General features: G+C 69.2%; 16 protein-coding genes. 10 read left to right on the plus strand and 6 right to left on the minus strand.

The window, feature by feature from the left end; all coding sequences use genetic code 11:
- Window positions 1-8: 8 nt before the first annotated feature.
- On the plus strand, window positions 9-542 hold the full coding sequence (locus A5732_RS12895) for a hypothetical protein (RefSeq protein WP_076102388.1): 534 nt from the start codon (window positions 9-11) through the stop codon (window positions 540-542).
- Between the two features lie 3 nt (window positions 543-545).
- Here A5732_RS12895 and A5732_RS12900 read toward each other — a convergent pair whose 3' ends face one another.
- Entirely contained in the window at window positions 546-1427 is an 882-nt protein-coding gene (locus A5732_RS12900) for an SDR family oxidoreductase (RefSeq protein ID WP_076102400.1), read from the minus strand.
- A gap of 84 nt (window positions 1428-1511) precedes the next feature.
- Between A5732_RS12900 and A5732_RS12905 the strand changes: the two genes are divergently transcribed.
- Window positions 1512-2084, plus strand: coding sequence for a TetR/AcrR family transcriptional regulator (locus tag A5732_RS12905; RefSeq protein WP_076102389.1), 573 nt, complete (start codon window positions 1512-1514; stop codon window positions 2082-2084).
- Here the strand turns inward: A5732_RS12905 and A5732_RS12910 are convergent.
- Window positions 2081-4231, minus strand: coding sequence for an acyl-CoA dehydrogenase (locus tag A5732_RS12910; RefSeq protein WP_076051602.1), 2151 nt, complete (start codon window positions 4229-4231; stop codon window positions 2081-2083). The genes A5732_RS12905 and A5732_RS12910 overlap by 4 nt on opposite strands.
- Before the next feature lie 343 nt (window positions 4232-4574).
- Here A5732_RS12910 and kstR point away from each other — a divergent pair, with 343 nt between their 5' ends.
- Window positions 4575-5174 (plus strand): cholesterol catabolism transcriptional regulator KstR, encoded by a 600-nt coding sequence (gene kstR, locus A5732_RS12915; RefSeq protein WP_064952052.1) that lies wholly within the window; start codon window positions 4575-4577, stop codon window positions 5172-5174.
- A 6-nt stretch (window positions 5175-5180) separates the two neighbouring features.
- Here the strand turns inward: kstR and A5732_RS12920 are convergent, their stop codons facing one another.
- Window positions 5181-6260 carry a LacI family DNA-binding transcriptional regulator gene (locus A5732_RS12920; protein WP_076102390.1) on the minus strand — a complete coding sequence of 360 codons (1080 nt, stop codon included), beginning with the start codon at window positions 6258-6260 and terminating at the stop codon, window positions 5181-5183.
- 127 nt (window positions 6261-6387) lie between these two features.
- Here A5732_RS12920 and A5732_RS12925 point away from each other — a divergent pair, with 127 nt between their 5' ends.
- From A5732_RS12925 to A5732_RS12955, 7 genes are all read left to right on the plus strand, one after another.
- Window positions 6388-7323, plus strand: a complete 936-nt coding sequence (locus A5732_RS12925) for a metal ABC transporter solute-binding protein, Zn/Mn family (protein WP_076102401.1) — start codon at window positions 6388-6390, stop codon at window positions 7321-7323.
- Complete coding sequence (locus tag A5732_RS12930; RefSeq protein WP_076051567.1) at window positions 7320-8141, plus strand: metal ABC transporter ATP-binding protein; 822 nt, start codon at window positions 7320-7322, stop codon at window positions 8139-8141. The genes A5732_RS12925 and A5732_RS12930 overlap by 4 nt, the downstream gene beginning before the upstream one ends.
- Window positions 8141-9001, plus strand: coding sequence for a metal ABC transporter permease (locus A5732_RS12935; RefSeq protein ID WP_065075827.1), 861 nt, complete (start codon window positions 8141-8143; stop codon window positions 8999-9001). Before A5732_RS12930 ends, A5732_RS12935 begins: the two co-directional genes overlap by 1 nt.
- A gap of 37 nt (window positions 9002-9038) precedes the next feature.
- Window positions 9039-9749 (plus strand): sensor domain-containing protein, encoded by a 711-nt coding sequence (locus tag A5732_RS12940; RefSeq protein WP_076051566.1) that lies wholly within the window; start codon window positions 9039-9041, stop codon window positions 9747-9749.
- 63 nt (window positions 9750-9812) lie between these two features.
- Window positions 9813-10571, plus strand: coding sequence for a LamB/YcsF family protein (locus tag A5732_RS12945; RefSeq protein WP_076102391.1), 759 nt, complete (start codon window positions 9813-9815; stop codon window positions 10569-10571).
- Window positions 10571-11488, plus strand: a complete 918-nt coding sequence (locus A5732_RS12950) for an MBL fold metallo-hydrolase (RefSeq protein ID WP_076102392.1) — start codon at window positions 10571-10573, stop codon at window positions 11486-11488. The genes A5732_RS12945 and A5732_RS12950 overlap by 1 nt, the downstream gene beginning before the upstream one ends.
- A gap of 13 nt (window positions 11489-11501) precedes the next feature.
- Window positions 11502-12743, plus strand: coding sequence for an SLC13 family permease (locus tag A5732_RS12955; protein ID WP_076051563.1), 1242 nt, complete (start codon window positions 11502-11504; stop codon window positions 12741-12743).
- On the opposite strand, the gene A5732_RS12960 is transcribed toward A5732_RS12955, so the two are convergent.
- From A5732_RS12960 to A5732_RS12970, 3 genes are all read right to left on the minus strand, one after another.
- Window positions 12740-15370, minus strand: coding sequence for a LuxR family transcriptional regulator (locus tag A5732_RS12960; RefSeq protein WP_076102402.1), 2631 nt, complete (start codon window positions 15368-15370; stop codon window positions 12740-12742). The two genes, A5732_RS12955 and A5732_RS12960, sit on opposite strands and share 4 nt — an antisense overlap.
- Window positions 15371-15461: 91 nt before the next feature.
- On the minus strand, window positions 15462-16703 hold the full coding sequence (locus A5732_RS12965; protein WP_076051599.1) for a glycosyltransferase: 1242 nt from the start codon (window positions 16701-16703) through the stop codon (window positions 15462-15464).
- 2 nt (window positions 16704-16705) lie between these two features.
- The gene (locus A5732_RS12970; protein ID WP_076102393.1) at window positions 16706-19900 is read right to left on the minus strand and encodes an ATP-binding protein; all 3195 of its coding nucleotides are present in this window, start codon (window positions 19898-19900) and stop codon (window positions 16706-16708) included.
- Window positions 19901-20022 lie beyond the last annotated feature (122 nt).

Below are 20022 nucleotides of genomic sequence, written 5' to 3' on the forward strand. Positions count from 1 at the left end.
AAGCGTCGATGATGCGGCTGGTATCGGGTTTCGCAGTCGTCGCAGTGATGCCGATGTTTCTGCCCGCCGCGGTGTGCACGGCGTCGAGCAACACCGCCACCACGCTGTTCCCGCTCGACGGGCCCAACCAGCTGGAGACGCGGGTCATCCTCAATTGCTTCAAGGCCGACGGCCACTGCGACTTCACCGCGGGGGCGGACATGCTGACGCCCGGTGGCGTGACCGGCTTCCCGCCCGGACTGTGGGCCCGGCAAACCACCGAGATCCGGTCCTCGAACCGGTTGGCCTACCTCGACGCGCACGCCGACGGCCAGTACGAGCGGGTGCACAAGTCGATGGGTTCCGACGAGATCACCACCATCTACATGGGTGAGGGCCCGCCGGAGAAGTACCAGACGAACGGGCGCATCGACTCCACCGACTGGCAGACGGGCCAACCCAAGACCGACAACAACGTCATCGCCTGCAGCCACATCCAGGTGGTCTACTCCGGGGTCAACATCACGTCGCCGAGCACCTGCGCCGTGACCACGTTCTCCTGACCCCTATTCGGGGTAATCACCGGTCTCGAGATCGTCGAGCAGGCTTGGGCCAGTGGGCTTCCAACCGAATCGCTCGCGGGTCAGTGCGCTGGACGAGGGCTGGTCGGCGGCGAAGATGGCGCCCAGCGGGCCGAAGCTCTCGGCCGCTGCGGGCGCGACGGGCACGCCGAGCCTGCGGCCGATCACCTCGGCGATCGCCCGCATAGGGTCGCCTTCGTCGCCCACCGCGTGCAGTACCGAACCCGGCGGTGCCTGTTCCAGCGCGAGCCGGAACAGTGCGGCCGCGTCGTCCCGGTGCACCGCGGGCCAGCGTTGCGCGCCGTCGCCGACATACGCCGACACTCCGCGCTGCCGGGCGGCCTGAATCAGGATGCCGGCGAAACCGTAGCGCCCGCCCGCGTCGTGGACCGACCGCGGCAGCCGCACGACGGCCGAGCGGACGCCGCGCCGGGCCAGATCGATCACGGCTTGCCCGGTGCGGCCGCGTCCGGCCATCGGCCCGTCGACGTTGAAGGGGTCGTCTTCGGTACTCGTCCGTCCGGCCGCCGCGGGGGTGCCGTTCGCGAGCACCAGGGCCTTACTGCTGTCGACGAGCGCCTCGCCGAGGGCGGCGACCGCGCGGGCTTCGTCGCCGATCGCGTCGCCGGCGCGGCTGAAGTCGTGCGAGAACGCCAGGTAGACAACGCCGTCGGCGTCACCCGCCGCCGTCCGCAAGACGTCGAGGTCGGTGATGTCGCCGCGCAGCGGCTCGGCGCCCAGCGCACTGATGGTCGCGGCCGCGGCGTCGGAGCGGGCCAGGCCCACGACGCGGTGGCCGGCGGTGAGCAGTTCCGCGACGACGGCCGAGCCGATTCCTCCGCTGGCGCCGGTGATGAATACGCGCACGAGCAGCTCCTTCAAGTGATGAGACTATGGTCCCATCACCATACACCGGTGACGGGACAATGGTCGCATCACTAAGGTGAGGCCATGGCTCGTTGGCAACCCGACGCGCGCGAACGCTTGGTCGCCGCGGCACTCGACCTGTTCAACGAACACGGGTACGACCAGACGACCGTCGCCCAGATCGCCGAGCGCGCCGGCCTGACGAAAAGCACGTTCTTCCGGCACTTCCCGGACAAGCGTGACGTGCTGGCCGCCGGCCAGGACGCGATTGCGCAACTGCTGCGCGAGGGCATCGCCGCGGCGCCCGAGGACGCGACACCGCTGACCGCGGTGTGCTCCGGCTTGAAATCGGCGGCGTCGGCCTTCACGTCGTTCAACCGGGAACTCGCGCCCAGGCTCAAGGCCGCGATCGCCGCCAGCGCCGAACTTCAGGAACGCAACGCGCTCAAGCAGATTGGGCTGGCGCTCGCGATGGTCCAAGCGCTGCAGGCCCGCGGCGTCCCCGAGCCGGCGGCGCTGCTGGCCGCCGAGCTCGGCGCGCTGGCGTTCAAGACGGCCTACGCCCGATGGGCCGAACCGGGCGAAAGCGGAGACCTGGGCTCCATGGCGTGCGACGCCCTGCGTGAATTACACGCTGCCACAGCCGATCTCGGCTAGCGCGGCAGGCCGAGAAGTCGCTCGGCCGCGACGGTGAGCAGGATCTGCTCGGTGCCGCCGGCGATGGTCAGGCAGCGGGTGTTGAGGAAGTCGAACACCGCTCGGTCGCCGTCCGCCCGGCGGTCAACCAGACCGCCGCCCTCGGACACGTCCATCGTGAACTCAGCCAGGGCCTGGCGGTAGCGGACTCCGATGAGCTTGCGCACGCTGGACTGCGCCCCGGGGTCTTGGCCGCCGACGGCCAGCTGGGCGATCCGCTGGTCCAGCAGCGCGCCGGTCTGCGCGGTAACGATCAACCGCCCCAACCGATCTTGCTCCGCGGCGTCGAGGTCGAGCTCGGCCAGCACCTCGAGCAGTTCCTCCATCGGGTTGCCCAGCGCCGTTCCGTTGGCCATCGCGACCCGCTCGTTGGCCAGCGTGGTGCGGGCCAGCCGCCAACCGTCGTTCACCTCACCGACGACCAGCTCGTCGGGAACGAACACGTTGTCCAGGAACACCTCGTTGAACAACGAGTCACCGGTGATCTCGCGCAGCGGACGGATCTCGATGCCCGGGGAGCTCATCTCCACCAAAAAGTAGGTGATGCCTTTGTGTTTCGGCGCATCCGGATCGGTGCGGGCCAGGCACACGCCCCACTTCGCCTTGTGCGCGGCCGACGTCCACACCTTCTGCCCGGTCAGGTTCCAGCCACCGTCGGTGCGGACCGCCTTGGTGCGCAGCGAGGCCAGGTCAGAACCGGCACCTGGCTCCGAAAACAGCTGGCACCAAAGGAATTCGCCGCGCGTGGTGCCCGGCACGAAGCGCTCGACCTGTTCCGGCGTGCCGTGCTCGAGGATGGTCGGCGCCGCCCACCAGCCGATCACCAGGTCGGGCCGGGCCACGCCGGCCGCCGCCAGCTCCTGGTCGATCAGCAGCTGCTCGGCCGGTCCCGCGCCGCGCCCGTAGGGCGGCGGCCAGTGCGGTGCCTGCAGGCCCGCCTCGGCCAGGGCCGCCTGCCGCTTCTCCTCGGGCAGCCCGGCGATCTGGGCCACGGCGGCGGCGATCTCCGCCCGCTGATCCTCGACCTCGGTCAGGTCGATCCCCAGCCGGCGCCGCACACCCGCCTGGGTCAGCGCGGTGATGCGGCGCAACCAAGTCTCGGCCCCGCCCAGGAATCGGCCGATGGCATGCGCCCGGCGCAGGTACAGGTGCGCGTCGTGCTCCCAGGTGCAGCCGATGCCGCCGAGCACCTGGATGCAGTCCTTGACGTTGGCCTTGACCGCGGCGATGCCGGTGCTCGCGGCCAGGGCCGCGGCGATGGAGAACTGGGATTCGTCGCCCTCGGCGGCGGCGCGCGCGGCGTCGGCGGCGGCCACCTCGGCCTGCTCGGCGCGGCACAGCATTTCGGCGCAGATGTGCTTGATGGCCTGGAAGCTGCCGATCGGCTTGCCGAACTGCTCGCGGACCTTGGCGTAGTCGACGGCGGTCTCCAGCGACCAGCGGGTGATGCCGGCCGCCTCGGCCGCCAGCACCGTCGCGGCCAGCTCTTCGACGCGTGCGCGGGTGTCCGACACCACGGTGGCCGGGGCGGAGTTCAGCACCACCCGGGCCAACGGCCGGGAGAAGTCGCCGGCAGTCAGGGGCTCGACCTGCACACCCGCACCGCCGGTGTCGATCAGCAGCCACTTCCCGTCTGCCGGCGCCAACAGCACCGCACCCTCGGCCACACCCAGCGCGAACGGCAGGGTGCCCGACGCCGTCGACGTCGCGCCGTCGAACTCGACGTCGCCTTCCAGCGCCAGCCCGGCAAAGCGCTCCCCGGAGGCGAGGGCGCCCAACAACTCGGGATCCGAGACCGCCTCGGAGAGAACTACAGTGGCCAGCGCGGTCGTGGCCACCGGCCCGGGGACCAGCGCTTTCGCCGCTTCCTCGACCATCGCGCACAGGTCTTCGATGCTGCCGTCCGCGCCGCCCAACTCCTCCGGGATCGCGACGCCGAAGATCCCCAGCTCGGCCAGCCGGGAGAACACCGGCCGCCAGGCGTCGGACTTACCCTGCTCCACGTCGCGGATCGCCGCGGTGCCGCCCGGCCCCGACGTCGAATTGCGGGCCCAGTCGCGCACCAGGGCGCGCGCGGCAAACTGCTCGTCGGTGACGGTCGCTACCACCTTGAGGACCTCCGCGTCCTTGACTCGACGTGACAAGGGGGTTGGACCCCTGTCCTGATTGTGCGATCTGCCCGCCAAGCGGGTATGTCTCCATCACGTGTTGGCACGCAACCCGCTCTCTTCGGGACTAGAACGTGTTCTAATAGTGCCAGTGATCGACCGTCAAGTCGAACGCCATTGCAGCAGCACAGCGCTTGTCCGCGGCGGTATGGAGGTGGGAAATTCACACGCAGAATGCGTATCGTTTGCAAACGAACCGCCGGGAACAGGAGCAAACCGTCACATGCCAGCGAACGCAAATCCGAGCCGCGTGTCTGACGCGCAGCCGCGCGAGGTCATAAACGTGGCAGTACTGGCGGAATCCGAACTGGGGTCGGAGGCGCAGCGTGAACGCCGCAAGCGCATCCTGGACGCCACCATGGCCATCGCCTCCAAGGGCGGCTACGAGGCAGTTCAAATGCGGGCGGTGGCCGATCGCGCCGATGTCGCGGTGGGGACGCTGTACCGGTACTTCCCGTCGAAGGTGCACCTGCTGGTGTCGGCGCTGGGCCGCGAGTTCAGCCGCATCGACGCCAAGACGGACCGCTCGGCGATGACCGGTGGCACTTCCTTCCAGCGGCTCAACTTCATGGTGGGCAAGCTGAACCGCGCGATGCAGCGCAACCCGCTGCTGACCGAGGCGATGACGCGCGCCTATGTGTTCGCCGACGCGTCGGCGGCCAGCGAGGTCGACCAGGTCGAGAAGCTCATCGATTCGATGTTCGCGCGCGCAATGGCCGACGGCGAACCGACCGAGGACCAGTACCACATCGCCCGAGTGATCTCGGACGTGTGGCTGTCGAACCTGCTGGCGTGGCTCACCCGGCGGGCCTCGGCCACCGATGTCAGCAAGCGGCTGGACCTGGCCGTGCGGCTGCTGATCGGCGACCAGGACTCCAAGTAACCCGGCTCACGCCGGCGGACCGGCGGTCCGGCCCCGGACGAGCTCGGTGTCCAGCAGTTCCACGGCCGGCAGACCCGACCGCGGCGGCTTCAGCAACAGCTCCCCGGCGCGGCGGCCCTTCTGCAGGCTGGATTGCGACACCGTGGTCAGGCCGCGGTTGATGGCCTCGGGCACGCCGTCGAATCCGGAGACGGTCATCTGGCCGGGCACGTAAATGCCGTGCGCGCGTAGGTAATCCATGGCGGACAGGGCCAGGATGTCGGCGGTGCACATGAGTGCGGTGATCCGCGGATTGTTCTCCAGGGCCACCTTGGCGGCCGCGCCGCCGGATTCGGGCAGGTGCTCGTAGCTTTCCACCACGGTCAGGGAGTCGGGGTGGACCCCGGCGGCCGTCATCGCTTCCCACACACCGGCGATGCGCTCGCGCTGCACGTCGAAGGCGGGTGAGCGCAGCCGGTCGGCGTCCACCAGGCCCTGGCGCCGGTCCCGGCCCAGCCGCATGGTCAGCAGCCCGATCTCGCGGTGCCCCAGGCCCAGCACGTAGTCGGCGAGCTCACGCATCGCGGCGCGGTCGTCGATGCCCACCCGCGAGACGCCGGCGAGCCCCTTCGGCTGGTCGACCACCACGACCGGCAGCCGGCGCTGCAGCACCACCTGCAGGTAGGGATCCTCGTCGCACACCGAGTACACCACGAAGCCGTCCACGCCGGCCGAAAGCACCGCGGCCGTCCCGTCTTTGAGGCTGCGGCTGGGCCCGACGGCCACCAGCAGCAGCCCTTGCCCCAGCGCCTCGCACGACTGCGCCACTCCGGTGACGAAGTCCCGCGCGGCGGGGTCGCTGAAGAAGTAGGTCAGGGGTTCGGCCATCACCAGGCCGACCGCGCCGGCCTTGCGGGTGCGCAATGATCGCGCGACCGGGTCGGGGCCGGCGTACCCGAGCCGCTTGGCCGTCGCGAGAACGCGCTCACGCAGGTCCGGCGAGAGCTGATCGGGCCGATTGAAGGCATTCGAGATCGTCGTGCGCGAAACGTTGAGCTCGTCCGCCAACGACGCCAGAGTCGCACGCCGGCGCGGTGTGGGACTCACGTTCGGTGAGGCTACAGCGGATCGGCGCCCGCGCGTACGCGCTTCAGCTTGCGGCTTTGTAATGGAAACGGTTTTCATTAGTATTGTGGATCGGCTGACTGGCCGGCGGGAGGAAATCGACGTGCGCATGGCACTGACGCGGCAGCGAACGGCGAAGGCCAGAACCGCCGATGCGACGCGATGGCTGGCGGCCGCCCTGGTGTTGACGGGCGGCGCGATCCTCGCCGCCTGCAGCGGCACTGCGCACTCGCGCGCCATCTCCGTCGTCGCCTCGACCGATGTGTGGGGCAGCGTGGCGCGCGCGGTCGCGGGCTCGCATGTCGCCGTCAAATCCATTTTGAGCGGGGCGGACGTCGACCCCCACTCCTACGAGGTCAGCCCGGCGGACGCCGCCGCGATCGCCGACGCCCCGCTCGTCGTCTTCAACGGCGGCGGCTATGACGGCTGGGTCGACGAGGTCCTGGCCCGCCACCCCAACGCCAAGCCGGTCGATGCCTACTCGTTCCTGGACGGCGGACAACCCCGCAACGAGCACGTCTTCTACAACCTGACCGTCGCGAAGTCGGTTGCGGCCACCATCGCCGACCGCCTCGCGACGATCGATCCGGCCAACGCCGCCGACTATCGGGCCAACGCCGCCGCGTTCGGCCGCGACGCCGACTCCATCGCCGGCGTCGAACACGCGATCGCGATCACCCACCCCAACACCTCCGTGGTCGCGACCGAACCGGTCGCGTTCTACCTGCTGAAGGCTTCGGGCTTGGCGAACCGGACCCCGGCCACGTTCGAGGCCGCCATCGAGAACGAGACCGATCCCGCGCCGGCCGACATGGCGGCGGTCCTCGACCTGGTCAACCGGCGTCAGGTGGCGGCGGTGCTGATCAACCCGCAAACCTCCACGACCGCGATCAACGCCCTGCGCGACGCCTCGCGGCACGCGGGTGTCCCGGTCACCGATGTGTCCGAAACACTCACCGACGGCACGGATTACCTCACGTGGCAACGCAATACGGTCAACCAGCTGCAGTCCGCGCTGCAGTCGAGCCGGCCCGCGCCGTCATGAGCCTCGAACCCGTCGCGGAGATCGAAAACCCCGCCGAGACCGTTTCGCTGCGTGGCGCGCGGCTGTCGTTCGGCGACCGCGTGCTGTGGGATCAGCTGGACCTGTCGGTGTCGCGCGGCGAATTCATCGCGGTGCTGGGCCCGAACGGCAGCGGCAAGACGTCGCTGCTCAAGGTCCTGCTCGGGCAGCTGGCGCTGAGCGCCGGCGCCGGGCTGGTGGACGGCAAGCCGATCAGCACGGGCAGCGGACGCATCGGCTATGTGCCCCAACACCATCCGATGGACGCCGACGTGATGCTGCGCGGACGCGACCTGGTTCGGCTGGGCATCGACGGGCCGCGCTGGGGCGCCATCCCGCTGCGGTCCGCCGACCGCGAGCGCCGGCGCGTGGCCGTGCGCCAGGCACTGCGCCAGGTCAACGGCGAACACCTGGCCGACGTCCGGGTCGGCAGGATGTCGGGCGGCGAGTTGCAGCGGGTGCGCATCGCCCAGGCGCTGGTCAGCGACCCGCTGCTGTTGCTGTGCGACGAGCCGCTGCTGACGCTGGACCCCGCCAACGCCAAGCTGGTGTCGGCCCTGATCGAGCGGCGCCGCCAGGACGCCGCGACCACGGTCATCGTCGTCACCCACGAGCTAAACCCGATCCTGCCGTACGTGGACCGGCTGCTGTACCTGGTCGACGGCCGGTTCGAGGTTGGCACCGTCGAGCAGGTGATGACCAGCCAGACGCTCTCGGCCCTGTACCAATCCGACATCCAGGTGGTGAAGGTCAAGGACGGCTACGTGGTGGCCGGCGCGCGCGACGACAGGTACTGCTGATGGAGCATCGGCTCGCCGGCTTGCTGGACCATCTGTTCTCCTTCGACATCACCGCCCACCTGCTCCGCCACGACTTCGTGCAGCAGGCGCTGCTGGCCGCCGCCCTGCTGGGACTGGTAGCCGGGCTGATCGGGCCGTTCATCGTGATGCGGCAGATGTCGTTCGCCGTGCACGGTTCCAGCGAATTGTCGCTGACCGGAGCCGCTTTCGCGCTGCTGGTCGGCTTCGGCGTGGGGGTGGGCGCGCTGATCGGCAGCGCCCTGGCCGCGGCGCTGTTCGGCGTGCTCGGTCGGCGCGACCGGGAGCGCGATTCGGTGATCGGGGTGGTGCTGGCCTTCGGCTTGGGCCTGGCGGTGTTGTTCATCCATCTCTACCCGGGCCGCACCTCGACCAGCTTCGCCCTGCTGACCGGCCAGATCGTCGGGGTCGGCTACACGGGCCTGACCATGCTGGCGCTGGTCTGCCTGCTCGTCATCGCCGTGCTGGCGACGTGTTACCGGCCGCTGTTGTTCGCCACCGTCGATCCCGATGTCGCCGCGGCGCGCGGCGTGCCGGTCTACGGGCTGGGCATCGTGTTCGCGGCCCTGGTCGGCGTGGTGGCGGCCCAGGCGGTGCAGATCGTCGGCGCGCTGCTGGTGATGTCGTTGCTCATCACGCCGGCGGCCGCGGCGGCCCGGGTGATCGCCTCGCCGGCGGCGGCGATGGTGACCTCCGTGGTGTTCGCCGAGGTGTCCGCCGTCGGGGGCCTGGTGCTGTCGCTGGCGCCCGGCGTACCGGTGTCGGTTTTCGTCGCCAGCATCTCGTTCCTGATCTACCTGGTCTGCTGGATGATCGGGCGCCGGCGAGAGTCCGCCGCATAAGCTGGTTGCACACATTGGCCCAACGTCGGAGAAGGCAGTGGTGCGCGGGCGGATCGCGTTCCTGACACTCGCGGCGGTGTGCGCCCTGACGGCCGGCTGCACCACCGTCGTCGACGGCCGCGCGTCGCCCGCGGATACCTCCGGTCCACCGCCCCAGACGCCGCTGAGCGCCGCGGCCCTCGACGGGCTGCTGCTGGACAAGGACCAGATCAACTCCTTGCTCAGCGCCGGGATGCGGCTGCGCTACGGCGTGCAGGAAATGTGGGACTGGAGCTCGACTTTCAGCGACAAGAGCTGCCTGGCGATGGACGGCCCGGCCCAGGCGGTCGTCTACGCGGACAGCGGCTGGACCGCGATGCGCGGCCAGCGCTTCGACGACAACTTCGATGACCCCGCGGTCCGCAACGACTCCGCCATCCAGGCGGTGATCGCCTTCCCGTCCGCGCGGAAGGCCAACACGTTCTACGACGCCTCGGTGCGACGGTGGTTCGCCTGCGCCAATCGCAAGTTCTCCGAACGTCCCACGGGCAAGCCCGAAATCGTATGGGCGGTGGGCGAGGCCCACAAGGTCGGGGGCACGCTCAGCACGTCCGAGGTTGAGGACAGCAGCGACGGCTGGACGTGCCAGCGGGCGCTGACCGCGCGCAACAACGTCGTCATCGACGTCGCCACCTGCGGCTCGTTCCTGCCCGGCGGGGCCGCGGTCGACCTCGCCCAGCAGATCGCGGCCAAGGTCACCAGGCAGTAGCCGGGGGCGCCGCACCGCATCCTCGCCTAGGCGGGCGCGACTGCGCCCCCATAAGCTGGGCGGGTGGCCGGTATCGACCTCAACGCCGACCTGGGCGAGGGCTTCGGCGTCTGGCGCCTGGGTGACGACGACGCCATGCTCGGCATCGTCACGAGCGCCAACGTCGCATGCGGTTTTCATGCCGGCGACCCCGCGGGCCTGATGCGGGTATGCCGGGCGGCCGCCGCGCGTGGGGTCCGGATCGGGGCGCAGGTGAGCTATCGCGACCTGGCCGGGTTCGGCAGGCGCTTCATCGACGTCGAGGCCGAGGACCTGATCGCCGACGTCGTGTATCAGATCGGCGCGCTGCAGGCGATGGCGCACGCGGCCGGCTCGGCGGTGGCCTACGTCAAACCGCATGGCGCGCTGTACAACACGATCGTCACCCACACCGAACAGGCCGCCGCCGTGGTCGAGGCGGTGCGCCTGGTGGACGCGGGGCTGCCGGTGCTGAGCATGGCCGGCTCGGCGTTTTTCGACGAAGCCGCCCGCCGCGAGTTACGCACGGTCGCAGAGGCTTTCGCCGACCGAGCCTATCGGCCCGACGGCCGGCTGGTGTCCCGCCGTGAGCTGGGCGCGGTGCTGCACGACCCGGCGGAGATCGCCGACCGGGTGGCCACCATGGTCACCTCGGGGCAGGTCACCGCGACCGACGGCACACAGCTCGCTATGAAACCGGAATCCGTTTGCGTGCATGGTGATTCGCCTGGAGCCGTGCAGATCGCCACTGCTGTTCGCCACCGCCTCGAGGCGTCCGGCATCGAGATCAGGGCCTTCTGCTGATGCGGCTGAAACTCGGACGGCCCGACATCGCGCGGTACGCGGACCGATTCGACGCGCCCGCCGCCGAGCCCGGCGCACCCTCGGTGACCTGGATGGGCGTGGCGACCCTGCTGATCGACGACGGCTCGTCGGCGTTGATGACCGACGGCTACTTCTCCCGGCCGAGCCTGGCCAGGATCGCGGCGGGCAAGGTGGCGCCCTCGACGGCGCGGGTCGACGGATGCCTTGCCCGGGCGAAGGTCTCGCGGCTGGCGGCGGTCATTCCGGTGCACACCCACATCGACCACGTGTTGGACTCCGCCCTGGTCGCCGATCGCACCGGCGCGCAGCTGGTCGGCGGGCGGTCCGCGGCCAATGTCGGGCGCGGGTACGGGCTGCCGGAGGACCGGATCGTCGTGGCGGTCGACGGCGAACCGATTCGGTTGGGCGCCTACGACGTCACCCTGATCGAATCGCACCACTGCCCGCCCGACCGGTTCCCCGGCGTCATCGACGAACCGGTGACCCCGCCGGTGAAGGCGTCGGTGTATCGCTGCGGCGAATCCTGGTCGACGCTGGTGCACCACCGGGCGACGGACCGGCGCCTGCTGATCCAGGGCAGTGCCGGCTTCGTCAAGGGCGCCCTGGCCGGCCACCGTGCCGACGCCGTGTACCTGTCCGTCGGGCAGCTCGGGCTGCAGCCGCGGTCATACCTGGTCGACTACTGGACCGAGACCGTCCGCGCGGTGGGGGCGCGACGGGTGATCCTCATCCACTGGGACGACTTCTTCCGCCCACTGTCAAAACCGTTACGCGCCTTGCCTTATGCGGGTGACGACCTGGACGTCTCCATCGGCATCCTCGACGAGCTGGCCGCACGGGACGGGGTCGCGGTGCACCTGCCCACGGTGTGGCGGCGCGAAGACCCTTGGCAGTGAAGCGGTTCTGACGTTGGCCCTGACGCTTGCGCTGTTGCTGCTTGCTGTTGTCCTGGCTTTCGCCGTCGCGCGCCCCCGGGGCTGGCCCGAGGCGCTGGCGGCCGTCCCGGCGGCCCTGATTCTGGTCGCGGTCGGCGCGATCTCGGTTCACCAGGCGGCGAAACAGATCGCCGACCTTTCCGGCGTGGTGGCGTTCCTGGGTGCGGTGCTGGTGCTGGCCAAGCTGTGCGACGACGAGGGCCTGTTCGAGGCCGCGGGCGCGGCGATCACGCGCGGGCGGGTCGGGTCGGGCGGCCTGCTGCGGCGGGTGTTCGTCATCGCCTCGGTGATCACCGCGGTGCTGAGCCTGGACGCCGCCGTGGTGCTGCTGACGCCGGTGGTGCTGGCCGCCGTGCGGCGACAGCGCACCCGGGTGCGCCCGTACGCCTACGCCACCGCGCATCTGGCGAACGGCGCCTCGCTGTTGCTGCCGGTGTCGAACCTGACCAATCTGCTGGCCTTCCACACCGCCAACATCTCGTTCACCAAGTTCACGCTGGTGATGGCGGCGCCGTGGGTGGGCGCGGTGGCCGTCCTCTACCTGATCTTCCGGTGGTTCTTCGCCGAGGACCTGCGGGTGCAGCCGGACCCGGAGGAGCTGGGCGCGCCGCCTCGCCCGCCCGTGTTCGTGTTGGTGGTCGTCGCGCTGACGCTGGCCGGGTTCGCGGTAGCCCAATCCGTGGGGATTGCGCCGGCCTGGGTCGCGTTGTGCGGCGCCGTCGTCCTGGCGGTGCGCAGCCTGCGCCACCGGCACACCTCGGTGTCCGACATCGTGCGCTCGGTGAACGTGCCGTTCCTGGTGTTCGTGCTGGCGCTGGGCGTCGTGGTGCAGGCGGTCATGCTCAACGGGATGGATCGGGCGATGTCCGCGGTGCTGCCGTCGGGTTCGGGCCTGCCGGCCTTGCTCGCCGTCGCCGCGATAGCGGCCGTGCTGGCCAACGTCGTCAACAACCTGCCCGCCACGCTGGTGCTGCTGCCGCTGGTTGCGCCGAGCGGGCCGGTGGCCGTGCTGGCCGTACTGATCGGGGTGAACATCGGCCCCAACCTGACCTACGTCGGTTCGCTGTCGAACCTGTTGTGGCGGCGGGTATTACGCCAGCACGACGTCGATGCCGGTGTCGGCGAATACACCCGCCTCGGCGTGTGCACAGTGCCCGCCTCGCTGGCGATGGCGGTGCTCGCGCTGTGGGGCTCGGCGCGGCTGCTGGGTCTCTAGGGCGCGGGCGAGCCGCAGGGGCCCGATCGGATGATCGACGCCAGCTCCTCGCGCGACTGCGCCCCCACACGCTGGCAGGCCCGGTACACGTGGCCCTCCACGGTGCGCACCGACATCACCAACTTCTCGGCGATCTCGCGATTGGACAGGCCGGCCACCACGAGTTCGACCACGGCGCGCTGCCGGCCGGACAACTTCAGGCCCGTCGGGGTGTGCAGCGCCGGCGTGTGCAAGCCGCCGCACTCGTCGGCCAGTTCCCTGGCCAGCGCCGCGGCGTACATTCCGCGGCGACGGTGTTGGTTTTCGTCCAACACCACCGACGCCTGCGCCGCCGCATCGGCGGCCGCGACCCGATCACCGATCCTCCGGTACGCCGCCGAGGCCGCAAGCAGGCCCTCGCCATCGCGGGCCGACAGCGCCCCCGCATGCGATGCGACGGCGTCGGCCAGCGGCAGCGACAACGCGCCGGCCAGCTCCCGCGCCCGCGCCGCGTGCGCGGCGTCGCCCCACTGCGCCGCCGCCTGGATGCAGGCCAGCTCGTGGGTGGGCTGGCCACGGTCGCGGGCCAGGCCGGCCGCCTCCGTCGCGCATGCCACGGCCTCGCCCAGCCGGCCGCACGCCGCCATCGCCCACCCCTCGGCCAGCGACAGGGCGGTGTGCATGAACAGGAAGTCGGCCGGCACGCACGACCGCGCCGTAGCGACCGCGTCGTTCGCCTCGCCGGTCTGCCCGAGTTTGGCGTGCGCCTCGGCCAGCGCGAAATAGCTCGCCGGCCGCAAACCGGTTGTCACATAGTGTGTTTGCACCCCGGCCACCGCCTCGTGCACCAGCCGGGCCGCCTCGGCGACGGCGCCGCGAGCCAGCTCGGCAGTGCCGGACAGTAGGGCCAGGTTCGCATACGCCAGGCCGGGAATGTCGCGGGACGATTCGGCCAGTTGCCTTGCCGTGCTGACGAATTCATCGATCCGACCGGTCAGCCGGCAGGCTCGACCGTAGACGGCGCCGAACCAGAACCGCATATGCGATGCCTGAAACGACGTCGTCGCGCGCCGCAGCGTCTGCTCGGCCACGCCGGTGAGCTCATCGACCTGACCCAGCGCCCCCATCGCCATGATCAACGCGAGCGAGGCCATCATCCTATGGAAGCCGGGCAGGTCGGGGAAACCCAAGGCGGCCCGGGCATTTGCGGCCGCGGTTTCGCAGCGCGCCGCCACCGCATCCAGGCACGCCTGCACCGCCAACCGCTCCGCCCGCTGGGCGGGGGTCTCGGAATCAAGCGCGGCAAGCCCGTCGAGGATCTCGGCCGCGGCTTTGGGGTCGAAGAGATTCCACATCAGGTTGGCCGCCCGCACGGTCGCCCAGTGATGGCCGTCGGGCAGGTCGCTGTCGGCCATCGCGCGCAGCGCCGACTCGGCCGCCTCGCCGCGTCCCAGCAGCGCCAGGTTCATGGCCCGCACCCCGGCCGCCCCGGGCGCACCGGCTTCGGTTGCGGCGGTGGCGAACCGGTCGGCCAGATCCAGATCCAGCAGGGTCATCGCATGCCGCGCCGATTCCAGGTACAGCCCGGGGTCGGGGTCGAGGTCCGACTCGAGGCGCAGCAACGCGCGGCGCACCGTGGCCTGCATGTCGGCGTCGCCGTCGTCGCCCAGCCGCGCCGCCAGCCTGCCGCGAATCTCCGACAGATACAGCTCGCCGGCGCTCGCGCGGCGCAGCTCACCGAACAGCGGGTGGGCGAGTCTGGCCATCAACCCGCCGCCGGTGCGTTCGATGCTGACCAGGCCCATCCGCTCGGCCGCCGCCAGGTCGCTGCGCCGCGCCAAATCGCACAGCACCTCGACGGCCAGCGGCTCACACTGCGACAACGTGTCGATCACCATCGCCACTTCCGGGCTGAGGCGGCCCATCTGACGGCCCACCGTGTCGGACAGGCTCGCCGAGACCGCGACGTCGCCGTCCCACATCCATACCCCGGCCGTCTTATGCATCCGCCCGGCGGCCACCTGATCCGCCACCAGCTGCCGCAGGAACAGCGCGTTGCCCCCGGTCAGCTTCTGGAACCGAGCCGCGCTGCGCGCGTCGACCGGACCGCCCAGCTGGCTCTCGATGACCTCGCGTGTCGTCGCGGCCGAAAATGGCCGCAGATCAAGCCTTTCCAACAGCCCGTCTTTCCACAGCGCCGTCACCGCGTCCGGTTCGTCGAGGCCGATCCGTATCGTGATCACCAGCCGGACCCCACCCGACTGCGCCAACTGGTGGACGACCATCGCGGACAATCCGTCCAACAGGTGCGCGTCGTCGACCCCGATCAGCACACGGCGTTGACGCTGTTGCGCGACAAATGAATTGATCACCAGGCGCACGTTTGCCAGCGGATCCGACATCTCATCGCCGAGGGCGCCGATGAACGCTCCCAGCGGCAGCGCGGACGCCGATTCCGTGCCGACGATCCACTTTGTCCGCTCACCGGACGCCTCGGCGCGGCGCAGCACTTCGAGGGCCAGCTTGGTCTTGCCCACACCGGCGGCTCCGGCGATCACCACGCCGGAGTGCTTGCCAGCTCCGCTCAGGGCGCGGCGAATGATCCCTAGTTCACTGTCGCGCCCGCTCAGCGGTTCTCCGCTGATCACGCCGCGACTATAACCGTGCGGGGGCATCCGGCGGGCCGCTTTATCGGCGTTTCGTTGCGCCGATGTGCACCCCGCCACACCTTTGCTGATGTCAACCGACGTTGATGCCAAGCAGTCGCTGTTCGAAGAGATCGGCTCCCCGCGCCGTCCCCCCAGTTGCCTTGAAGCCCGCAGCCACCCGTTCCGCGCCGCGGGTCATCGTCATCGCTTCGCGCACCTTCATGCGCAGCCGCGACGGTGAGAGTTTCTTTGCCGGCAGGCGGGTACCGCACCGGGCCACCTCGACGCGCCGCGCAACCTCGAGTTGGTCGCGACCGTATGGGACGACGCACACCGGTATGCCACGGGCGAGCGCCTTCTGCGTAGCGCCCATGCCGCCGTGCGTTACGGCACACACCGCCTGGTCCAGCACCAATCCGTGTGGGATGAACTGGACAACTGTTGCGTTGCCCGTCGAGGCAACGTCGTCGGGTCGCCCGGCGGGGGAAGTCGCGACCACGTGCACCGGCTCGTCCCTCAGTGCGGCCAGCGCGGTCCGGATCAGGTTGGTGTCGGCTTGCTTCTCGGATGACGTCGTGACCAGCACGACCGGGTCATCGATCGAAGTCAACCAATCCGGAGCGACGAGCGGCCCAGGATCGACCACGCATGGCCCAATCAATTGCACCGCGTCGCCCCAATCTGTTCGCGGATACTGGAAAGGCTTGCCGCTGGCGACCAGCACCAGTGCGCCGCGGCGCAAAAATTCGTCCATCGATGCGACCGTCCGCAGATCTAGATCCGCGCGGATCCCATTGATCGGTGGCAGCATCACCCGCTCTAACTGGCGCAGCACCGCAACGCGCACCGCGGCATCGCGCAGGCGGCCCAACGCGCCCGGCAACGGTCTGAGGCCCGGACCGAACGGCGGCACCCCGGGCGATCGCAGCGGGGGCGTGTACGGCACAAAGCATGCCCAGGGGATGTCGCCGGCTTCTGCCACCGACAGAGCACCCCAGCAGTTGACGTCGACGAGCAAAGCGTCGGGCCGATGATGCGCTATCGCGTCTGCGATATCGGCGACTTCGTGCACGGCGCGGCGGCCGAAACTCGCAACCCCACGCTTGAGCGCGACCCGGGGGTTCGGTGCCGCCTCGCTGTCCCCGAGCTCGATCGCCTCGATGCGCGGATCGATCGCGTCGGCCGCGAAGCCAAGCTCTCGCCCGATGTCTACTCCGCTCGAAAGTGTCCGCACATGGACCGTGTGCCCACGGCTCGACAGCTCCGACAGCAGTGCGCTCATCGGCAACAGGTGCCCCATTGCGGGCGAGGTGTACGCCAGGATCGTCGCCACGCTCACCTCTGCCTCAGTACAAAGGATTCGTCCAGCATTCGGTGCGCCTCGGCCAGCCGGCCACGGGCGTCCAGCCTCTGGCAGGCCTCGAGGTAGGTCTTCGACAACTCGACGTAGTCGTCCGACTTGCCGTCCGCCCTGGCCAGCAGGGCGCGGGATTTCAGCCACCACAGATCCAGCCCCGTGATGCCGGCCTCCCGCACCAGCCATCGATCGATTATTTGGTGTGCTTCGGCGAGGTCGGCGGCGGATCCCCGGTCCACGAGCAGCACGACGAGCGCCTCGCCCGCACAGCCCACGAAGGTTCTGGTGCCGTTGTCGAAGTGCTGCCAGAACGTCGGACAAAGCCCGTCGATGGCCTCATCGCTTCGCCCCTTGCGGGCGGCATCGGTGGCCAGATCGGCATCAATGGTCGGCAACGCGATGGCCACCAGCTTGTGCTTCTGGATCAGGGTGCGCGCGTGCTGAAGCAGATCGATCGCCTCATCGCGAGCGGAATCCTCCGCGCGTAGCAGGACCGTCCCATAGGCCCATTCCGTGGCGATGATGCCGCTGACCTCACCGAAAGACTCCGCGCGTCGCAAAGCCTCCCTTGTGTGGTCAACGAGGTCGTCAGCCTTGCACATGCCCACTGCCGCAACGATTCCCGAGTAATACGTGATCATCGCATGGTCGAGAGGGGCGAGCGTGCGCCCCTGTTGGATCGACTCTCGAAAATGCCGTCTACCTTCCTCGGAGTCACCGAGGCAAATCTCGATGACCCCGCGGAGCGCTTGCGCCGCAACGGTTTCGTTCGGCGGCACGTCATCAGGAAGTGCCAGTATCGCGTCGATTGCCCGCAACGCACGGTCAAACTCGCATACGGCGAACCACATATTGGCCACCGAATTGAGAATTATGGCCTTCGTCGCCGCGTCGCACACAATGCCGTCGACCATGTCCTCGAGCTCCGATGCCAGCGCCACGGCTTCGGGAACCCGCACGTCGTTGAGACTGAACGACCAGATACGCCCGGCGGTCGCCAGCGCGAACGGGGTCAGGTCGCCGGAGCGCATGGTGAGATCACGAAGCTCTTCGTATACATCGTCGGTGCCAAACGCGTCGGTGACATAAAGCGCGGTAGAAATCAGCATGGCGCGGGGTTCGATTCGCATGGCAATCACGTCGTCGTTGTCATCGGCCAACGCGTCGGCGATTCGGCGTGCGCTCTCCCATTCCGCCCGCGCAGCGCGGATGCCGCGCGGCCGAAGCCATTCCGCTGCACGCAGATGCCAGCGGTAAGCCTGGACGAGTTCGCCGCCCGCCTCCAGGTGTCTGGCAATCAATGCGGCATTGTCGTCGCCGGCACCGGAGCCGCGCGCCTCGATCGCGGCGGCCAGCCGACGGTGGGCCTGTCCGCGGATGGCGCTCAACTGTGACTCGTAGGCGACTGTGCGCACCAGCGGATGGTGGAAGCAATATCGTTGTCGCGGAACGAATTCGACCTGATCGATCAGCTCGGCCGACACCAGCTCGGCCAAGCGTGTTGACATGCTTTCCGGCAACAGCGCATGCAGTGTGTCCACGTCGAAGTGGTTACCGATGACCGCCGCGGCGTTAAGAATCGACTTCGTGTGCGCGGGCAGCCGATCGATGCGGGCTGCAAGTACCGCTTGCACGGTTGGGGGAACGGCGATCTCGCTGTCATCGCCCGTCAGGCGGTAACCACCACGACTACCCGACAAAACGCCGCGGCCCGCAAGGTCGCGAACGATTTCCTCGGCGAAGAATGGATTACCGGCCGCCGCGGTCGCAATTCGCTCGGCCAGGCCCCTCAGCGACGGATCGGCACCCAGGAGGTGGCCGACCAGGCGGACTGACATCGATTCGGTCAGTGGCTGCAGCCTCATAGTCTGCTTCGATCGGTGGTGCAGCGCCCCGTGAAATTCTGGCCGGTAGGTCGTGACGAACAGCGACATCGTCCCGTCGAGTGCGGTGGCGAAATCAGCAAGCACGTCGTCGCTCTGTTCATCGATCCAGTGCGCGTCCTCGAGTACGAACACGGTTCGACCGGGACGGGTCCGAACAGCATGCGCCCCAATTTCGATCAGCCGCCGCCGCCTGGCTTCGGCGCTGAGCTGCAGAGGAAGGGCCGCGCTGTCGGCGATGCCCATGGCCTCGAATAGGATCTGCGCGTCGTCGGAGGGCGGTCGGAGCAGCCCGGGGCATTGTGAGCTCGCATGTTCGCGGGCCTCGCCGGGGCTGAGCCCTTCCACCTTGAACATCGCACGCAGCAGGCGCGATAGCGCGCGGAACGCAAGCGCGCTGGTGTGGGCTTCGCACCGGGCGACGACAATGTCGGCGCCGTGACTCTCGGCGACCTCGGTGAATTCGCGCAACAGACGACTCTTGCCCAGCCCGGGCGGACCGACAATTCCGACGAGGCAGCCGGGATGCGTGTCGAAAAGGCTTCGCAACAGGTGCATCTCCGTATCGCGGCCCAGCATCAGGCCTTCTTGGCGGCCCAACACCATCCGCTCGGACGACATGGCGAGGAGTTGTCGGGCGGGCACGGGCACGTCGGCTCCCTTGACGAGAACGTCTTCTACGGGCCCCAGCTGGGCGGCGTTCTCGACGAGGCGTGCCGTGGAGAGCGAGCACATGACTCCGCCCGGCGGGGCGGCCGCCTCCATGCGTTGCGCCATTCCGACGGGATGACCGACGGCGGTGTATCTTCCTTGGCCGGAGCCGATTTCGCCGGCGATCACTTCGCCCGAGTTCAACCCGACTCGGATTTGCAGGGTGACGCCATCACGGCGAAGCACTTCAGCGGCGAGCTCTTTGGTGATGGAGTGGATCTCCAGGGCTGAAATGCACGCACGCAGCGCATGATCCTCAAGGGCCGCTGGGGCACCGAAAAGAGCCATCAAGCCGTCGCCGGTGAACTTGTCGACGGTGCCGTGATAGCGCTGCACCACCGCGGCCGCCCGGTTGAACATGTCGTTCATGATTTGTTGGAGGCGTTCCGCGTCGATCGCAGCCGCGAGCTTCATCGAGCCGACGACATCGGCGAACAGCACCGTTACTTGTTTGTATTCGCCGCTGGCCGGTCTCGGAGTGACGGGAGAGCCGCACACGTCGCAGAAGCGCGCCTTGGCGCGCAGGTCGTTACCACACAGCTCACACCGGCTGGTGGCCTCGCTGACCGGGCTAGCCATCACCGATCTCCTGCGCCGTCAAATCCCCCGCGTGATCCTCATGATCGCCCATAGCGTTGCGTGGCGGCAGATATCCGCGAAACCAGCTCCTTGGAAGGCTGGGAAGACGCCCTCCGGCGAGG

The organism is Mycobacterium colombiense (assembly GCF_001953985.1).
Classification (GTDB): Bacteria; Actinomycetota; Actinomycetes; order Mycobacteriales; family Mycobacteriaceae; genus Mycobacterium; species Mycobacterium colombiense_B.

What these genes read in the sequence shown, in the direction of transcription:
- A5732_RS12895 (WP_076102388.1), top strand. Translation starts at nt 9, where the DNA reads ATGATGCGGCTGGTATCGGGTTTCGCAGTCGTCGCAGTGATGCCGATG.
- A5732_RS12905 (WP_076102389.1), top strand. Translation starts at nt 1,512, where the DNA reads ATGGCTCGTTGGCAACCCGACGCGCGCGAACGCTTGGTCGCCGCGGCA.
- A5732_RS12925 (WP_076102401.1), top strand. Translation starts at nt 6,388, where the DNA reads ATGGCACTGACGCGGCAGCGAACGGCGAAGGCCAGAACCGCCGATGCG.
- A5732_RS12930 (WP_076051567.1), top strand. Translation starts at nt 7,320, where the DNA reads ATGAGCCTCGAACCCGTCGCGGAGATCGAAAACCCCGCCGAGACCGTT.
- A5732_RS12935 (WP_065075827.1), top strand. Translation starts at nt 8,141, where the DNA reads ATGGAGCATCGGCTCGCCGGCTTGCTGGACCATCTGTTCTCCTTCGAC.
- A5732_RS12950 (WP_076102392.1), top strand. Translation starts at nt 10,571, where the DNA reads ATGCGGCTGAAACTCGGACGGCCCGACATCGCGCGGTACGCGGACCGA.
- A5732_RS12970 (WP_076102393.1), bottom strand. Translation starts at nt 19,900, where the DNA reads ATGGCTAGCCCGGTCAGCGAGGCCACCAGCCGGTGTGAGCTGTGTGGT.